Source organism: Aliiroseovarius crassostreae, from assembly GCF_025137635.1.
Taxonomy (GTDB): domain Bacteria; phylum Pseudomonadota; class Alphaproteobacteria; order Rhodobacterales; family Rhodobacteraceae; genus Aliiroseovarius; species Aliiroseovarius crassostreae.
Genome location: NZ_CP080772.1, coordinates 3,016,700 through 3,034,801, shown reverse-complemented (window position 1 = coordinate 3,034,801; position 18,102 = coordinate 3,016,700). Strand labels below are relative to the sequence as shown.

Below are 18,102 nucleotides of genomic sequence, written 5' to 3'. Positions count from 1 at the left end.
CCAGCGCGGAGTTGTGGCTCTTGCCTTGTTTTCCAGCGCCAAACTGTCCGATCAGAGGGCCAGCCCCGCACGCCGCCCATCGTAAAAGGCTGCGGCGGCATTGCGTGGCGCATGGGCGTCCCCGATCAGAACCGGGTCAAACCCCATTGCCCGCAATTCCTGCTTCAGCCCCATGCCGACCCGTTCCGCGGTGGCAAGCACAAGGCTGTCGGCTGGGATCCGGCAGGTCTCTCCGGTCAGGATACTGGCACAGTCGGCCCCGCAGACAGCCCCCTGATCCGACCAGCCCGTCACCACGGTTTCGGTTACAAAGCGCACGCCAAGCCGGGCCAGTTGCTTGCGTGCCGGAAGATCGGCGGCAGATCGGAACAACTCTTTGCCCACCACCGGGTCCGGGGTGACAATGGTCACGTCATGACCGTCCTGGGCCAGCTTCCAGGCGGTGCCAATACCGCGCCAGTTGCCCCCTTCGTCCAATACGATCACGGCCTTCCCCAGACGGGCATCGCGGGCCATGACATCCTCGGCACTGAACACATTTCCCCGCTCGATACCCGGCAGGGTGCCGACATGTGCCAACCCCTTCTGAAACCCGTTTCCAGCCGGAACAGAGCCTGTTGCGTCGACGATAAGATCCGCGCCGAACGCCGCAATCTCGGCCGCATCCAGATAGCTGTTGTAGCGAATGTCGACACCCAACGCGATGAGCTGGCGTTGATACCAATCGATCAGGTCGCTGATCTGCGCGCGCCGTGGCTGCAGGCCCGCCAAGCGAAATTGCCCGCCAAGCTCCGGACCGGCTTCGGCCAAGGTGACCCGGTGCCCGCGTTCCGCCGCCACCCGCGCACATTCCAGTCCCGCCGGACCAGCCCCGACCACAAGCACATTGCGTGGGGATTGCACCTTGCTGAACCGATCCCCACCCCATTCATGTTCGCGCCCGACCGACGGGTTGATCAGGCATGAGATCCAGTAGTCCCGCCCCCGCCGTCCCCAGCATTGCTGGTTGCACGACAGGCAGCCACGGATATCCTCTGCGCGATCTTCGCCCGCCTTTGCCACCAGATGCGGATCGGCAATCTGGCCGCGCACGATAGAGACAAGGTCCGCCTCACCCGCACCCAGAACCGTATTGGCATTTTCCGGGGTTCGGATATGGCTTTCTGCCGTGACCAGCGCGTGTTTGACGACGGATTTCAGCCGGGTTGCCAGATCCACACCGAGCTTTTCGCCATAGAGAAAAGTGGGCATCAGCTTGTAGAAATCGAAATACCCACCCGACCCGCAGGTGACATAATCCATCAGTCGCTCCGCATCATGCAGCGCGACAATCTCGGCGGTGTCTTCGCGGCTGAGGGCAGCCTCGACATCCGGTTCATCGGCAACAGACAGCCCGATGATGAAGTTGTCGCCACAGGCAGACCGGATGCGTTTCAGAATCTCACGCGAAAACCGGGTGCGGTTTTCCAGCGACCCGCCCCATTGGTCCTCTCGCTGGTTCGAAAACGGGGTCCAGAACTGGTCAATCAGACAATGATAGGCGGCCCAGACTTCGACCCCGTCGAAACCTGCCTTTTGACATCTGACAGCCGCATCGACGAAAGACTGGATGGTCTCTTCGATCTCAGCTTCGGACATGGCATGGCTGCCATCATTGTCGTGATAGCTTGGCCCGCCCGAAGGTGACCAGTTGGCGTGCCAGGAATTGTCCCAATCCCCATGCGCGCCCACATGGTAAAGCTGCTGGATCATCACCGCGCCATGGGCCTGCCCCACCTCGGTGATCCGCCTGAAATGGGGGATCACCTTATCCGTGGAGGGGCGAAAATTGCCACGGGTCAGCACCGCCGCCGGATGCACCGGCATCGGCTCAACCACAATCATCGCAGCGCCCCCGATGGCGCGTTCGCGGTAATAGGCCAGATGCTGATCCCCGGGCAGGCCGTCTTGGGACATATTGGTGGTATGCGCCCCGAACACCACGCGGTTTTTCAGCGTCTTGTGGCGCAGCCGGACCGGTTTGAAGATATGGGGGAAAGGCATTGGCGCACTCCGGTTTCCGCGTCAGAGATCCTTGACCAGCCGCAACGCATCATAGATCGCGGCATGGCAATTGCGTGCGGATACGGCGTCGCCGATGCGAAACAGCTGGAACCTGCCCTCCGGGTTGCGCAAGAGCGTCTGCGGGCGCCCTTCGATCAGCGCCTCCTGATCAACCGCCCCCCGGTTCGAGCTTTCCTCGCGCAGTGCGAAATAGAGCTCATCCATCGGCAAGGTGCCATAGTTCACCACCACCTGATCATATTGCGCCGTGCGGGTGAAATCCGAATAATCAGTGCCGATCGTTGCGGTCAATTTGTTGCCATCCCTGGCCACATCCAACAGGCGGCGGGTGACGGTGAAGGTGACGTCCTTGTCCTGAAGCGCGCGCATATAGGGCACGAGATTCATTGCCATGATGTCCGGTGCAAAAGTGCGGTCCGGTGTCATAACCTCAACCTTGGACCCGGCATGGGCGGCCATTTCTGCGGCCTGCAGCCCCGGATGATCACCGCTTTCATCATAGATCAGCACATGCTCTGCGGGTTTCACATCGCCCGCGATAATGTCCCATGCGGTGACCACGTTGGCTGCCTCTCCGCGCTGCTCGAACAGTTCGGTATTGGGCAGACCACCCGTGGCAACAATGACCACATCGGGATCCAGCGCCAGCACATCCTCGGCCTCAGCCCAGCTGTTGAACCGAAACTCCACGTCGCGCGCAGCACATTGCGCCATACGCCAGTCGATGATCGAGATCATCTCGCGGCGACGTGGGGAAAGCGCGGCCAGGCGCAGCTGCCCTCCGGGATCCGGTTGCGCTTCGAACACGATGACTTCATGGCCGCGCTCAGCTGCAACCCGCGCGGCCTCCAGACCGCCGGGGCCGGCACCGATGACAACCACTTTCTTCTTCTCATCTGCGGGCGTGACCTCATGCGGCATGGTCAGTTCGCGCCCGGTGGCGGGGTTGTGGATGCACAGGGCCTCACCCGCGCCATAGATCCGGTCCAGACAATAGGTGGCGCCGACACAGGGGCGGATGTCATCCTCGCGCCCCTCAATGATTTTGCGCACCACATGCGGATCGGCCATATGCGCGCGGGTCATGCCGACCATATCAAGCTGGCCCGAGGCAATGGCGTGGCGCGCGGTGGCCACATCGGGAATTTTCGACGCGTGGAACACCGGCAGGGTGACCGCCGCCTTGACCCGCCCGGCAAAATCCAGATGCGGGGCATTTTTCATCCCCTGCACCGGGATCATGTCGGTCATGGCCGGGTCGGTATGGATGCGCCCCCGGTTGATATTGAGGTAATCCACATCGCCGTTTGCCTCGAAGATCCGGGCGATCTCGAGCCCCATTTCTTCGTCGATACCGCCGGCCTGCGCCTCGTCAGGTGCAAACCGCACGCCGACAACAAAGTCGTCCCCCACCCGTTTGCGGACAGAGGCGATGATGTCATTGGTCAGGCGCAGGCGGTTTTCCAGGGTTTTTCGCCCGTAAGGACCGTCCAGATCATTGGACAGGGGCGAGATGAACTGATCTAGCAGATGGCCATGGGTCATGATTTCAACCCCGTCCATACCGCCCGCTTTCATCCGCTCGGCTGCGTCGGTGAAATCGGCGATGACATTCTCAATGTCCCAGTCTTCCGCAAGTTTCGGAAAGGCATGGTGGGCGGGTTCGCGGTGTTTGGTCGAGGACACGGCAGGCAGCCAGTCCCCCTTGGCCCAATGGGTGCGCCGCCCCAGATGGGTCAGCTGGATCATCACCGCGCAGCCATGTTCATGACAGCCATCGGTCAGCTGCCGGATCCAAGGCACCACTTCGTCCTTATAGGCAAGGATATTGTTGAAAACCGGCGGGCTGTTGCGCGACACCGCCGCCGACCCCGCCGTCATCGCAAGAGCCACCCCGGCCCGGGCACGCTCCGCGTGATAGGCCGCATAGCGTTGTTTCGGCATCCCGTCCTCGGGGTAGGCCGGTTCATGACTGGTGGTCATGATCCGGTTTTTCAGGGTCAGATGTTTCAGCTGAAAGGGTTGCAGCAGCGGATCTTTGGACATCTGTCTCTCCTCAATACCACATGTCGGCCATCGCGGCCTTTTTGCGCGCCATGAAGTCACACAGCGCGTCGTTCACGGCGTCGTCCAAGGGCGGCGCTTCGTAGTCGTTCAACAGCTGTTTCCAACGCTGGTTGGCGCGGGTCGCAGCATCAATGCCGCCCTGTTCATCCCATGTTTCCCACGGCTGGTTGTCATCCAGCGCACTGTCATAATAGGCGGTCTGATAATGGCGCAGGGTGTGGGCGGTTGAGAACAGATGCGCCCCCGGCCCGCCTTCGGCCAGCGCCTCAAATCCAAGCGTGTCCTCGTTGACCGCAATCCCGTTCAGGTAGGCGTGCAGCGCACCACACATATCGGTGTCCATCACGAATTTCTCGTATGACATCGACAAAAGCCCATCCAGAAAGCCCGCCGAATGCAGGATGAAATTGGCCCCGCATTGCACAGCCGACATCATGGACATCATGGATTGCTGCATTGCCTGCGCATCCGGCAATTTCGAGGTCGAGAAATTGCCCGCGCAGCGCAGCGGCATGTTCAGGCGTCGCGCCAGTTGCCCCATCACCAGTGACCCCAGTGCCGGCTCCGGCGTTCCAAATGTGGGGGAGCCAGAACGGAGCGACATCGAGCTGAGGAAACTGCCAAGGATCGCAGGCGCGCCCGGCCGCTCCAATTGCGTAAGGGCCGCCGACACCATGGTTTCCGCCAGGCATTGCGCAATCGACCCCGCCATGGTCAGCGGGCTGACCGCGCCCCCCAGAAGGAAGGGCAGGTGGATGGACCCCTGCCCCGCCCGCGCATAGGCCCGGATGCCCTGCGTTGTGACCCCATCCATCACCATCGGTGAGGTGGTGTTGAAATTCCCCATGATCACACAGTTCTGATCCACGTAATCAGAGCCAAACAGGATACGGGTCATCTCGATGCTGTCTTCGGCCCGCTCGGGCGCGGTGATTGATCCCAGAAACGGCCGGTCGGAGAATTTGATATGGCTATAGACCATATCCAGATGGCGTTTGTTCACCGCGATATCGGTGGGTTCACAGATCGTGCCACCGGAATGATGCAGCCAGGGCGAGCTTTGCCCCAGCTTGATCAGGTTCTGAAAATCCTCGATCGTGCCATAGCGCCGCCCCTTGTCCAGATCCATGACGAAAGGCGATCCATAAGAGGGCGCAAAAACCATCGACCGCCCACCGATCTCGACATTGTTTTTCGGGTTGCGCGCGTGCTGGGTGAATTTGGACGGCGCGGTGGACAGGATCTGGCGGACCATGCCCGGTGCGAATTTCAGGTTCCAGCTCTCTGCGGTAAGCTCTGTCACCTCGGCCCCGGCCCGGCGGAACATCTCTACCGTGTCCGGGTCTTCACGAAACTCGATGCCGATCTCTGACAGGATACGCTCTGCGGTCTGTTCAATCTCGACCAGCGCCCCCTCTTCCAGAAGGTCATAGGTCGGGATGCCCCGCGTGATGAAGGGCACCTCAAGATGCGGATTCTGGCCGGGTTGGCCGCTGCGTATTTCGCCCGCACCACGTTTTCGCCGCCGGCTTCGCACCGGTGCTGCGCTCTGATCAACCATGGCGTCCTCCCATTCGCAAAGGTGTATAGACAGTAGCGTCATTAAAATTGACACTTGTGTCAAGAAATACTAAACTTGAATCATGACAAAGTTGGAAAGCTCCAAGCGCCAGGGGGCAGAAAATGCCTGGCTATCCGCCGCATATGAGGTCCTGACCGAAAGTGGTGTGGAGGCCGTAAAAGTTGGTGTTCTCTCGAAAAAACTGGGACTTACACGGTCCGGGTTCTATTGGTATTTCAAGGATCGCGAGGCGCTGCTGGACGCGATGATCGCCCGGTGGGACGCAAAAAATACCGGCAACCTGATCCGGCAGACCGAAGCCTATGCCGACACGATCACCGAAGCGATGCTGAACCTGTTCGAGTGTTGGCTGGACGCGGACCTGTTCGATTCCCGGCTGGATCTGGCAATCCGCAACTGGGCCCGCAATGACCCCGACCTGCAACGCAAGATCGAACACTCAGACCGCCTGCGCGCCCGCGCCATTGCCGATATGTATCGCCGGTTCGGATTTTCCGACAAGCAGGCCGAGGTGCGCAGCATGACGGTGCTATATACCCAGATCGGCTATATTTCGATGCAGGTCAGCGAGGCCCTTGAAGAGCGCATCAATCTCATGCCGGACTATGTAGAGGTATATACGGATAAAAAACCCTCTGAACGTGAATTCGCCCGCTTCAAATCCAAGTATTTCCCAACCTGACCCTAACCTTTTGAGCAATTGCGCCACCGTTTTTTCCCTCCTACGAGCACATGATGAGGAATACAGGGAAAAGATGGCTTTTCCCCGTCACAAAGCTAAGATCAACCCCAAGGCGCTATGGGGTGATGGCTGACGGACAGGATAAACAAACGGGCCAAACAAACAGGGCAGACAAACGGGGCAGGCAACGGGGGGACGCGATGCGGGAACTGATACTGGGGATCTGGTTTCTCACCCTCGGGCTTTGCCAAGCGGCGCTGGGGGACACTCCGAAAATGGCGCGCCAGCTGACCATTGATGATGGCCTGTCGCAAAGCACCGTCCACGCGATCTACCCGGCGCATGATGGCCGGATGTGGTTTGCCACCGGGGACGGGATCAGCATTTTCGACGGTGCCCGGTTCAGCTATTTATATCGCAGCGAAACCCCCAATCATGGCTTGCAGACAAACTATATCTTTGGGCTGAAAGAGGATCTTCAGGGGCGTATCTGGGTTGCAACATTGGGCGGTGGCGTCAGCGTCTACTCGCAATCTGCGGAGTTTCTAACCGGGTTTCGCGCCCCGGATGGCGCTGCCCAAACCACCCTGCTGAATGACACCTATGACTTTGCGTTCGAACCGGATGGCGCCGTATGGGTCACCACCGGGGCGGGTGTTGTGAAACTGCCGCCGGATCGGGTCAACGCGGCGCTGAAGGCCGCCCCTCCTCCGGGAATGCTTCCGGTGATTGACGCGGAAGACGTCATCGACCCCAATGCGGCCCTGCGCCTTTTGCATCTTAAGGACGGTCGCCTGCTGGTGGGCACACAGGCTCGGGGATTGCTTCTGATTGATGATGCGGGCGACAATATTCGCCCCATTCGCCGGGACAATTCCGACCTGAGCGGTGATCGGATCATGGCCCTGTTCGCAGATGATCAGGACCAGATCTGGATCGGCACCGAAGAGGGGGGGCTGAACCTTCTGGACCCGTCCAGCCTGACGGTTAGCCAACCGATCGATCTGCCCGACAATGATGTGGAAAGCATCAGCCAGGGGCAGGATGGGCGTCTTTGGTTTGGCACCTGGTCACATGGCATCTTCGTGCATGATCCTGTCACCGGAGACACCGTCAATTACCGGGCACATCCGGGTCAGCCCCTTCGCCTTGGAAGCGACACTGTCATTGCCCTGACCGCCGGGAAAATGGGTCGCATCTGGGCGGGAACCTATGACCGCGGCGTCAGCAACCTGTCGCAATACCCGGATCCGTTTGAAACCTATTTCGCCTATTCCGAGGGAGATTCGGGCCCCGTCTCTGCCACGATCTGGTCCATGACCGAGGGGGTGGGGAAGTCACTTTGGGTTGGGTCCAAAAAGGGGCTCGACCGGCTGATCCGGGACGAAAAGCGGTTTGAACGCGTGGATCTGGGCAAGGGCGACCAGGATGTGCGCGCCATCCTGCCACTGGGGGATCACCTGCTGCTCGCCCTTCGCCGCCGCGGTTTGCACCTTTATGACTGGCGCACAAAAACCCTGACCCCAGTGTCGGAAGAGGGCGGAAACGCGCTGTTCCATGACCGGTTCATCCGGCTTTTGCTGCAAGATCAGCACGGACAGATCTGGGTCGGCACCCATTCTGGCGTTTTCACGCTGGACGAAAACCTGCAAACGATCCGCCACCTCCACAAAGACAATGGCGCCCTGCCCCACAGCCGCACCCGCGGCCTTTACGAGGGCCCAGAGGGCAATATCTGGATCGGCACCAGCGGAGGCCTGACCCGGTTCAACCCGGAAACCGGTGAGACGCAAACCTTTTCGGGGGCGGCCTATTTCGATGACAATGACGTGCGGGCGATCTATTGCCTGCCCGATGGGCGCATGCTGGTTGGCACCCAGGCTGGCATAACCATCCTGTCAAAGGACATGGAGCGTCTGGACCGCATCGGGCGCGCGGATGGGTTGCCGAACGAGACCATCTACAGCCTTCTGCCCGACCAGCAGGGGCAGATCTGGATCACCACCAACAATGGGCTGGCCCGGTATTCCCCGAGCGACGGAGACATTGCGGTTTACAAAAGCCGCGATGGGCTGCAAGGGGCCGAGTTCAATTTCAACGCCTATACCGCGCTGCGCGATGGCACCCTGGCGGTTGGCGGTGTGAATGGTCTGTCTCTGTTTCACCCCGACATGTTGCAGTCCAATCATATGCCGCCACGTGTCAGTTACATCCAACTTGACGAACAGGGCAGGCAGGTCACCCCAGCTCCAAATTATGAAAGGGTCTCGCCCGCCACGCTTGATATGGCGATTACGGTGGCGCATTACACCGACCCTGTTGCCAACCGGCTGCGCTGGCGCCTGGATCCGGTGGATACCCAGTGGCAGGAGGCCACAGGCTCTGTGCACAAACTGCGCCGTGAAAACCTTCAGCCCGGCTCTTATGATCTGCGTTTTCAGGGGATCAGCGCCGGCAATGTCACAGGGCCGGAACAGGTTCTGAGCTTTTCAGTATCAGCCCCCCTTTACCTGCGCTGGTATGCGTGGGTGGCATATTTACTGCTCTTGGTTCCCGCAATCCTGTTCATCCCATGGCTGCGCAACCGGGCCCTTCAGCAACGCACATCCGTTCTGGAAGCCATGGTGCAGGAGAAAACCCGCAAACTGGTTGCCGCCGACAAGGACCGGGCGCAGTTTTACGCCCGTGCTGCCCATGAAATCCGCACCCCGATCTCATTGATCAAAGCCCCCCTGCAGAGCATCGAGAAAACCGCCAAGCTCAGCCCGCAGAACCAGAAACTCCTGACGCTGGTCACCCGCGCCGTGGCCCGGCTGACGCAGCTGAGCGAAGAGATGTCAGAAGGAAGCAGGCAGAACAGGACCGATCCCAGCCAGCATGTCATTGCCAATCTGGATGGGGTGATCGAGCCGATCCTGTCCCTTTACCAAGACAGTGCCGCCCTGCACGGCGTTCGCTTTCAGACAGGGCTGGGCAATCTGGGGGTCGCCACAGTTGACCTGGAGGCGCTTGAGCTGATCACCCACAACCTCCTGTCAAATGCAATCCGGCATACGCCAAGAGGGGGCGCAATTGAGGTGCAGATTGCCCTTGAAAACCAGGTATTGAAGATGAAGGTCAGCAATACATCAAGCCTGCCTGAGGAGTTTATCAGAACCCTTCAGGGGCACCTGCCAGAAGATCAGAACGTGCCAACCCGTGGCGGTGAAATTGTGGGCGCACTGGTGCAGCGCAGCGGCGCTGATATCCATGTGGTGCCTGATCCGGCGACAATCACCCTTCGGTTTCCTGCGCGCCATAATCGCCCATTGCATACGCAGGCTCGTAACTCAGATGGCCCAGACAGCGAAACGCAGCCTCAGATCCTGATCGTTGAGGATGACCGCGAGCTGCGCCATTACCTGACGGGTGCCCTTGGGGAGCTGGGTAAAATACACAGCGCAGCCTCCTGCAGCACCGCCCGCCGCATGGTGCAGAAATACCCCCTTCACCTTATTATCTGCGACGTCATGCTGCCCGATGGCAGTGGGTTTGACCTGATCCGCGAGATCAAGGAATGCCCGGAGACATCCCATATTCAGGTGCTGTTTCTGACCGCGCTGTCAGGGGACCATTCGATGCGCGAGGGTCTGTCGGTCAGTGCCGATGATTATCTGACCAAACCCTTCGATATCGAAACCCTGATCGCGCGGATACGTCTGCGGCTGAACAATTACGATGCAATCCGCACGCATGTGCGCGCGCAACACACACAACATGATGCGCCACTTGAGAATGTCGAACTTGCGCCCGCCGACGAAAGATTGCGGGGCCAGATCGAAGCCCACCTGGTCGCTCACCTTGATCAGCCAGATTTTTCCGTGGATGATCTGGCGCGGCTTTGTGCCCTCAGCAAACGGAGTTTGCAACGCAAGCTGACCCTCCTGTTCGGGCAAAGTTTTTCTCAGCTTCTGTCCCAGCGCCGGGTTGAACACGCCGCCACCCTGCTGCGCAGGGGCATGGCGGTCAAAGAGGTGTATCAGGCCTGTGGCTACACCCACCCCTCCAGTTTTGCGCGCCGTTTCCGCCAGATCTGGGGGATGCAACCCAGCGAGTTCAAGAAGGGTGGCGACGGAGAAACGCAACAATCCGCGCCAGAAAAGAAACGCAACGCGCCTGATGTTAAACATCCATGAGTTGAACGCTTTCACCGTCGGCCACCATGACCTACCTATACCGTATCGGCGGTTTGCCAATTGGGGATGGACTTGCCCACTCGCATGATGGGCATTGATCGCGAAAGAGCTTCCGGGGTGTGAGTGACCCGGAGTATTTGAGCACCATCTGCCCTGGACCCCTAAAAGATTTCCTATTCGGGTCCAGGGAAATTCTCCTGCCACGGTATTTAATCTCGAGCGGCACTTCCCTGTCTCAGGTGAAAGTCGAAACGTTTTCGCGCCTGAAAACAGCATCTGGACAAAGCCAGTGACACCATGCTTGATGTCGAAATCAAGGATCAGCAGCTTGTGGATTTCCACAAGCAAAGCAAGCCCCATGCACAAGATGCTAGGATTGACATGGCACATCCCTATATTCTGGTTGCCCCAAATGGTGCCCGTCGCACCCACAGCGATCACCCTGCCCTTCCCGTCACATTGGATGAGATAGTTGCCACCTCTGCTGCCTGTCACGCGGTTGGGGCAAATGGCGTTCACCTGCATGTCAGGGAGGGGGACGGCACCCACTCTCTGGATGCGGGACGTTATCTTGAGACAATCGCGGCGATTAAGGACGCAGCCCCCGGACTTGATATCCAGATCACCACCGAGGCTGCGGGCCTGTTTGATGTTGCGACCCAACTGGCCTGCCTGAAACAGGTTGCGCCAGAATGGGCGTCGATTTCCGTGCGCGAAATTTCCCGCGATCCCAGCCTTGCAGAACAGGTCTATGGGACATGTGCAGCGCAAGGCACACGTGTTCAGCATATCCTCTATGATACCGACGATGCGGCATTGCTGGCGCATTGGCAGACACAGGGAATTGTGCGCGCCGGGCAGGTTGACCGCCTTTTGGTGCTGGGACGCTATGCAACCGGGCAAATCTCGCGCCCTGCTGATCTGGAACCGTTTCTGACAAATGGCACACCCAAAGACCCCTGGATGGTCTGCGCATTTGGCCCGCAGGAACATGCCTGTCTCACCCGTGCCGCCCATCTTGGCGGCGACCTTCGGGTGGGTTTTGAAAATGGGCTGACCGACGAACACGACACCCCCTGGGCTGACAACGCAGCATCGGTTGCCGCCCTGATATCCCGCCTGAAAGGAGATGTGGCATGAGCCAGAAAAGCCACGTATTTCCCCGCCACACCAAAGTCACCCTTCCCACCGCCATGGCGGGGGACGGGGCTTATCTGATTGACGACAAAGGTCAGAAATACCTGGATTGCGGCGACGCCGCCGTGTCCTGTCTGGGGCATTCAAACCCGGCGGTGATCAAGGCGGTTCAGGAGCAGGTGGAGAAAATCGCCTTTGCCCATTCCGGCTTCATGACCTCAGAACCCGCCGAGGCATTGGCAAGGCTGCTGATCCAGCACGCCCCCGGCGCTCTCGATCGGGTCTATTTCGTGTCCGGCGGGTCAGAAGCCACCGAAAGTGCAATCAAGCTGGCCCGGCAGTATTTCCTTGAAATCGGTCAGCCGGAACGGCGCCGGGTCATTGCCCGCAAACAAAGCTATCACGGCAACACGTTGGGCGCCTTGTCTGCGGGGGGCAATGAATGGCGCCGCGCCCAGTTCGCCCCGCTTCTGGTTGAGATGAGCCATATTGCGCCCTGTTATGAATATGTGGGCCGGAATGACGACGAAAGCAGCTTTGACTATGGGCAGCGTGTCGCCAACGAGCTTGAGAGTGAAATTCTGCGTCTTGGGCCAGATAGCGTGATGGCGTTCATGGCCGAACCGGTGGTCGGCGCCACGCTGGGCGCGGTTCCCTCCGTGGACGGGTATTACAAACGCATCCGCGAGATCTGTGATCAATATGGTGTGCTGCTGATCCTGGATGAGGTGATGTGTGGCATGGGGCGTACCGGACATCTGTTTGCCTGCGACCATGACGGCATCGCCCCGGATATCCTGTGCATCGCCAAGGGGCTGGGGGCCGGGTATCAGCCAATCGGAGCGATGCTCTGCACCGACAAGATATATGCCGCAATCGAGAACGGATCAGGGTTTTTCCAGCACGGGCACACCTATCTGGGCCATCCGGTCGCCACCGCGGCGGCCCTGGCGGTGGTGACAGAGCTGACCAGCCGTGACCTGCCCGCGCGCGCGGCCGCAATGGGCGACAAGCTGCAAGCCGCCTTGGAGGCACGCTTTGGACAACACCCAAATGTGGGCGACATCCGGGGGCGCGGATTGTTCCGTGGCCTTGAACTGGTCGCCGACCGTGACACGAAAACCCCGTTTGATCCGGCAATGGGTGTGGCAGGCAAAATCAAGAAAGCGGCCTTTGCCGCTGGATTGATCTGTTACCCGATGTCCGGCACCCGTGACGGGAAACATGGCGACCACATCCTGCTCGCCCCGCCCTTTATCATTACGGAAGAGCAGATTGACGAACTGGTCGACAAACTTGCGACAGCCCTTGCCACGGTGCTGTAAACCTAAACCGGAAACCGTCTCCCACCGGTGAAATACAAAAGTGGGTTCGATTGACCGGGAATGGTTTTGCGCCTTGCGCAACGCCGATCAAGCGGTTAAACGAACCCCGGCAGCCTCAATAGCTCAGCTGGTAGAGCAGGTCCTTCGTAAGGACAAGGTCGGGGGTTCGAGTCCCTCTTGAGGCACCAGTTTTCCAAACATTCCAATCCCGAACGCCCCTTGCTGCGTGGCACAAGCGCCGCACAAACGGTTTGGAGCGGTCAGGAAATATCCGGGAACACTGCAGTCTTTTTCACCGTCCCGTAAACAAAACTCGTATCAATCGAGGCGATCCCGCCGATCGGGTGGATGCGGTTGCGGATAAAATCTTCATAGGCCTGCAGATCCGGCACCAGCACCCGCAGCTGATAATCCATCGCCCCGGTCATCACGTGGCATTCCAGAACTTCGTCGATCAACCGCACCCGCTTTTCGAAATTCTGCACGTCCGCCTCGTTGTGACGCTCCAATCGTACCCGTACAAAAACCGTGATTGCCAACCCGTAGGCCGAGGCATCCACATCGGCGCTATACCCCTGGATCACACCGCTGGCCTCAAGGTTGCGCACCCGACGCAAACAGGGGGAAGGCGACAGGTTGACCTTTTCCGCCAGATCCTGATTGGTCATTCGCCCATCACGCTGAAGGGCCCGAATGATTTGTCTATCTTTACGGTCCATACACCCTCTCATTGGCAGATAATGCCAATATTATGTCCTTAGTTAGCAATATTGGCAATCCATTGCCTGTAAAACAGGCGCATTATAGCTCCAACCCAGAGAGGAGCCAATCATGATCAACACCCCCGGCTTTGCCACCCGCGCCATCCACCACGCTTATGACCCGCAAGAAAATGACGGTGCTCTGACCCCGCCGCTTCATCTGACCTCAACCTTCGCCTTCGAAACAGCGGAAGCCGGAGGGGAGATGTTTGCCGGTGAGCGCCAGGGACATATCTACAGCCGGATTTCAAACCCGACCTGTGACCTGCTGGAACAACGCATTGCCACACTGGAAGGGGCCGAGGCCGGTCTGGCCCTGTCCTCGGGTATGGGGGCCATCACCGCCGTGCTCTGGACCCTGCTGTCACCCGGAGACGAGGTGATCGTGGACAAGACACTTTACGGCTGCACCTTCGCCTTCATGCAGCACGGGCTGGCGAAATGGGGGGTGACAATCACCCATGTGGACATGACCGACCCGGAAAACCTGCGCGCCGCGATCTCGGAGCAGACCCGCGTCGTCTATTTCGAAACCCCGGCCAACCCGAACATGCGCCTCGTGGATATCGCCGCGATGTCAGAGATCGCCCATGCCAGCGGGGCCAGCGTGGTGGTCGACAACACCTATGCCACCCCCTTCCTGACCCGCCCAATCGAAATGGGCGCCGATATCGTGCTGCACTCGGCGACAAAATACCTCGGTGGGCATGGCGACGTGGTGGCCGGGCTGGTCGTGGGGACGCTGGAACAGATCACCGAGATCCGTCTGGTCGGCATGAAGGACATGACCGGGGCCGTGATGGCGCCGTTCAACGCCATGCTGATCCTGCGTGGATTGAAAACACTGGCGCTGCGGATGGAACGTCACTGCGCGTCGGCGCAGGTTGTGGCGGCGTATCTTGAGGCGCATCCGGCCGTCCGCACTGTGCATTTCCCAGGGCTGGAAAGCTTTGCCCAACATGAGCTCGCCTGTCGCCAGATGGCGCAACCCGGCGCGATGATCGCCTTTGAGATTGACGGCGGCATGACCGGGGGGATTGCCTTTATGAACGGGCTGAAAATGATCCAGCGCGCCGTCTCTCTGGGCGATGCCGAAACGCTGATCCAGCACCCGGCCTCGATGACCCATTCGACCTATACGCCGGAAGAACGCGCTGAGCATGACATCTCGGACGGGCTCATCCGACTATCGGTTGGTCTGGAAGAGGTCGCGGACATCCTGGCGGATCTGGATCAGGCCCTGCCACCAGCCGTGATGCAGGCGGCGGAGTAATCCGGGTTAAGGCGTGCGCGCATAGCCAGCCTTGACCTGCCTGATCGGGATCGAGGACTGGATCGACGCCACGCCCTCAACCTTGGTCAGGCGCCCCACCAGGAAAGCCTCGAAATCGCGCAATCCGGTGGTCGCGACCCGCATCAGGTAGTCGCGGTCGCCGGTCATCAGCCAGCAATCCACCACCTCGGGAAAGCTGGCAATGGCGGTCTCGAACTTCACCAGCGCCTCATCGATCTGCTTGTCCAGCTGGACCGAAACAAAGACCGAGACATCGAACCCAAGCGCGGCTTCGTCGATCCGGGCACCGTAACCAGTAATGATCCCGACCTGCTCCAACCGCCGGACCCGGCGGGCGGTGGGGGTCGGGCTGAGGCCGATCCCGTCGCTCAGATCCTGAACCGAGATGCGGCCATCGGCACTCAGCCGACGCAGGATCTGAATGTCAAACGGGTCAAGCTGAACGGTATCTGCCACGATGGCTCCTGAACTTAGTGATTTCCGCCATGATCGGTGGAAATTGAACCCTAAATCGCCGGGACGCTTCAAAGCAACCCTGTTATCCTGAGACCACCCCATCCAACGCATGTGGCTCAGGCCAAGACCAAAGGACCACGCTATGACCGAGCAAACATCAGCGCGTATTCAGCAGCTCAAAACCATTGAACAGCGCCTTTTGTGGCTGTCCCACTGGATGATTCACCATGCAAATCACATCCGCCCCAAGGCGGACGGGATCAAGGTTGGCGGGCATCAGGCCTCTTCCGCGTCGATGGTGTCGATCATGACAGCGCTTTATTTCTCGACCCTGAAACCTGAGGATCGGGTGGCGGTGAAACCCCATGCCTCCCCCATTTTCCACGCGATGCAATATCTGATGGGCAACCAGACCCGTGAGAAGATGGAGAACTTCCGCGGCTTTGGCGGGGTGCAAAGTTACCCCAGCCGCACCAAGGATATTGATGATGTGGATTTCTCCACCGGTTCTGTTGGTCTTGGCGTGGCGATCACCTCTTTCGCGTCGATCATTCAGGATTACATCACCGCGAAATCCTGGGGTAAGGACGCCCCGATGGGCCGCATGGTGGCGCTGGTGGGCGACGCGGAACTGGATGAGGGCAATATCTATGAGGCCCTGCAGGAAGGGTGGAAAAACGACCTGCGCAACACCTGGTGGATCATTGATTATAACCGCCAGTCTCTGGACGGGATTGTGCGCGAGGGGTTGTTTGAACGGATCGAAAAGATCTTTGACGCCTTCGGCTGGGACGTGGTGCGGGTCAAGCATGGCGCGTTACAGCGTGCGGCCTTTGACGAACCCGGCGGCGACAAGCTGCGGGATTGGATTGATGCCTGCCCCAACCAGGAATATTCGGCCCTGACCTTTATGGGCGGCGCGGTCTGGCGCAAGCGGCTGATGGACGATCTTGGCGATCAGGGGGATGTCACCGCCTTGATTGACCGGCGCAGCGACGAAGAGCTTGCCGCGCTGATGGAAAACCTCGGTGGCAACTGTGTTGAGACAATGGCCAACACATTTGCCGCCATCGACCACGACCGCCCCACCTGTTTCCTTGCCTATACAATCAAGGGCTGGGGCACGCCGATTGCGGGTCATAAGGACAATCACGGCGGGTTGATGAACAACACCCAGTTCGAGGCATGGCAAAAGCACATGGGGGTGGCCAAAGGGGAGGAGTGGGAGCCATTTGCAACGGTCGCCCAACCGGAAGAGCTGCGTCAGTTCCTGTCAAACATTCCCTTTTTCGCAAAAGGGATGCGTCGCTATCACGACGACAAACTGCCTGTGCCTTCCATCGGGATCGACTCCTCGCGCGAGATCTCAACCCAGATGGCGTTCGGCAAGATCCTTGACGATCTGTCCAAAGGGGACAGCCTGCTGGCCGACCGGATCGTCACCACATCCCCCGACGTTACCGGCACCACCAACCTTGGCCCCTGGGTAAACCGCCGCAAGCTGTTTGCCCGCAGTGCACAGGCCGACGCCTTCATCGAAAACCGCATCCCCTCAACCGCCAAGTGGGAGTTCACCCCTGACGGTCAGCATATCGAGCTGGGCATTGCCGAAATGAACCTGATGTTGCTTCTGGGGGCGGCTGGCCTGTCGCATTCACTGTTTGGCAAACGCCTTATCCCGATTGGCACGGTCTATGATCCGTTTGTGGCGCGTGGCCTCGATGCGTTGAATTACGCCTGCTATCAGGATGCGCGTTTCATTCTGGTCGGCACCCCTTCGGGTGTGACGCTGGCCCCGGAAGGCGGCGCGCACCAGTCGGTTGGGTCACCGCTGATCGGCATGTCTCAGGACGGGCTGGCCAGTTTCGAACCCGCCTTCGCCGATGAGCTTGCCGTGATCATGCAATGGGGCTTTGACTATGTTCAACGTGATGGCGAGGGCGATCCCGATGAACGCACCTGGCTCAGGGATGAAACAGGCGGGGCGGTCTATCTGCGCCTGACCACAAACCCTATTGAGCAGCCCGGCAAGCGGGTGGACGAGGCGTTCCGACAAGGCGCGATCGACGGGGCCTATTGGCTGCGCAAGCCGGGTCCGAACTGCGATGTGGTGCTGGCCTATCAGGGGGCGGTTGCGCCCGAAGTGATCAAGGCAGCCGGCTTGATCGGCGAAACCCGCAGGGATATCGGCGTGCTTGCGGTGACATCTGCCGACCGGTTGAACGCAGGCTGGACCGCCGCCCAGCGCGCTCGGTCGCGCGGCAACCATGCGGCCCAGTCCCATATCGAAACACTCATGTCCAATTTGCCCCCGCATTGCAAAATCATCACCGCAATTGATGGCCACCCTGCAACCCTGTCCTGGCTTGGGTCGGTCGCCGGACACCAGACCATCCCGATGGGAGTCGAGCATTTCGGCCAGACCGGCACGATTGGCGATCTTTACCGCCACCACGGCATTGATGCCGCTGCCATCGTGGAAAAGGTAAATGGGCTGACGGCGGGAAAATACGTAAAGCCCGCCTGATAAATCCTATCGACAAAAAACAGAAAAGGCGC

At 59.5% G+C, this 18,102-nt stretch carries 11 protein-coding genes and 1 tRNA gene; 7 read left to right on the top strand and 5 right to left on the bottom strand.

Features of this window, described 5'->3' with window-relative positions; all coding sequences use genetic code 11:
• Nucleotides 1-51: 51 nt before the first annotated feature.
• Genes K3J57_RS14530 through K3J57_RS14520 form a run of 3 tightly spaced genes read right to left on the bottom strand, consistent with a single transcriptional unit; the run spans nucleotide 52 to nucleotide 5,692 of the window.
• Nucleotides 52-2,043: an oxidoreductase gene (locus K3J57_RS14530; RefSeq protein WP_259792775.1), complete on the bottom strand. Its 1,992-nt coding sequence runs from the start codon at nucleotides 2,041-2,043 to the stop codon at nucleotides 52-54.
• Between the two features lie 21 nt (nucleotides 2,044-2,064).
• On the bottom strand, nucleotides 2,065-4,110 hold the full coding sequence (locus K3J57_RS14525) for an NADH:flavin oxidoreductase (protein ID WP_259792773.1): 2,046 nt from the start codon (nucleotides 4,108-4,110) through the stop codon (nucleotides 2,065-2,067).
• 10 nt (nucleotides 4,111-4,120) lie between these two features.
• Complete coding sequence (locus tag K3J57_RS14520; protein WP_259785494.1) at nucleotides 4,121-5,692, bottom strand: trimethylamine methyltransferase family protein; 1,572 nt, start codon at nucleotides 5,690-5,692, stop codon at nucleotides 4,121-4,123.
• 82 nt (nucleotides 5,693-5,774) lie between these two features.
• Here K3J57_RS14520 and K3J57_RS14515 point away from each other — a divergent pair, with 82 nt between their 5' ends.
• The 5 genes from K3J57_RS14515 (at nucleotide 5,775) to K3J57_RS14495 (ending at nucleotide 13,220) form a co-directional block, all read left to right on the top strand.
• Entirely contained in the window at nucleotides 5,775-6,395 is a 621-nt protein-coding gene (locus K3J57_RS14515) for a TetR/AcrR family transcriptional regulator (protein WP_259785493.1), read from the top strand.
• A gap of 200 nt (nucleotides 6,396-6,595) precedes the next feature.
• A complete protein-coding gene (locus K3J57_RS14510) occupies nucleotides 6,596-10,570 on the top strand; it encodes a hybrid sensor histidine kinase/response regulator transcription factor (RefSeq protein ID WP_259796451.1) in 3,975 nt (1,324 codons plus the stop codon).
• 297 nt (nucleotides 10,571-10,867) lie between these two features.
• Nucleotides 10,868-11,710 carry a beta-keto acid cleavage family enzyme gene (locus K3J57_RS14505; RefSeq protein WP_311196489.1) on the top strand — a complete coding sequence of 281 codons (843 nt, stop codon included), beginning with the start codon at nucleotides 10,868-10,870 and terminating at the stop codon, nucleotides 11,708-11,710.
• Nucleotides 11,707-13,032 (top strand): aspartate aminotransferase family protein, encoded by a 1,326-nt coding sequence (locus K3J57_RS14500; protein ID WP_259796449.1) that lies wholly within the window; start codon nucleotides 11,707-11,709, stop codon nucleotides 13,030-13,032. Before K3J57_RS14505 ends, K3J57_RS14500 begins: the two co-directional genes overlap by 4 nt.
• Nucleotides 13,033-13,144: 112 nt before the next feature.
• Nucleotides 13,145-13,220, top strand: a tRNA-Thr gene (locus K3J57_RS14495).
• A 72-nt stretch (nucleotides 13,221-13,292) separates the two neighbouring features.
• Here K3J57_RS14495 and K3J57_RS14490 read toward each other — a convergent pair.
• Nucleotides 13,293-13,751 carry an Lrp/AsnC family transcriptional regulator gene (locus K3J57_RS14490; RefSeq protein ID WP_259773548.1) on the bottom strand — a complete coding sequence of 153 codons (459 nt, stop codon included), beginning with the start codon at nucleotides 13,749-13,751 and terminating at the stop codon, nucleotides 13,293-13,295.
• A gap of 112 nt (nucleotides 13,752-13,863) precedes the next feature.
• On the opposite strand from K3J57_RS14490, the gene K3J57_RS14485 reads away from it, so the two are divergent.
• Complete coding sequence (locus K3J57_RS14485) at nucleotides 13,864-15,066, top strand: methionine gamma-lyase (protein ID WP_259796446.1); 1,203 nt, start codon at nucleotides 13,864-13,866, stop codon at nucleotides 15,064-15,066.
• 6 nt (nucleotides 15,067-15,072) lie between these two features.
• Here the strand turns inward: K3J57_RS14485 and K3J57_RS14480 are convergent, their stop codons facing one another.
• A complete protein-coding gene (locus tag K3J57_RS14480) occupies nucleotides 15,073-15,546 on the bottom strand; it encodes an Lrp/AsnC family transcriptional regulator (RefSeq protein ID WP_375542847.1) in 474 nt (157 codons plus the stop codon).
• A gap of 139 nt (nucleotides 15,547-15,685) precedes the next feature.
• Here K3J57_RS14480 and K3J57_RS14475 point away from each other — a divergent pair, with 139 nt between their 5' ends.
• Complete coding sequence (locus K3J57_RS14475) at nucleotides 15,686-18,070, top strand: thiamine pyrophosphate-binding protein (RefSeq protein WP_259796443.1); 2,385 nt, start codon at nucleotides 15,686-15,688, stop codon at nucleotides 18,068-18,070.
• Nucleotides 18,071-18,102 lie beyond the last annotated feature (32 nt).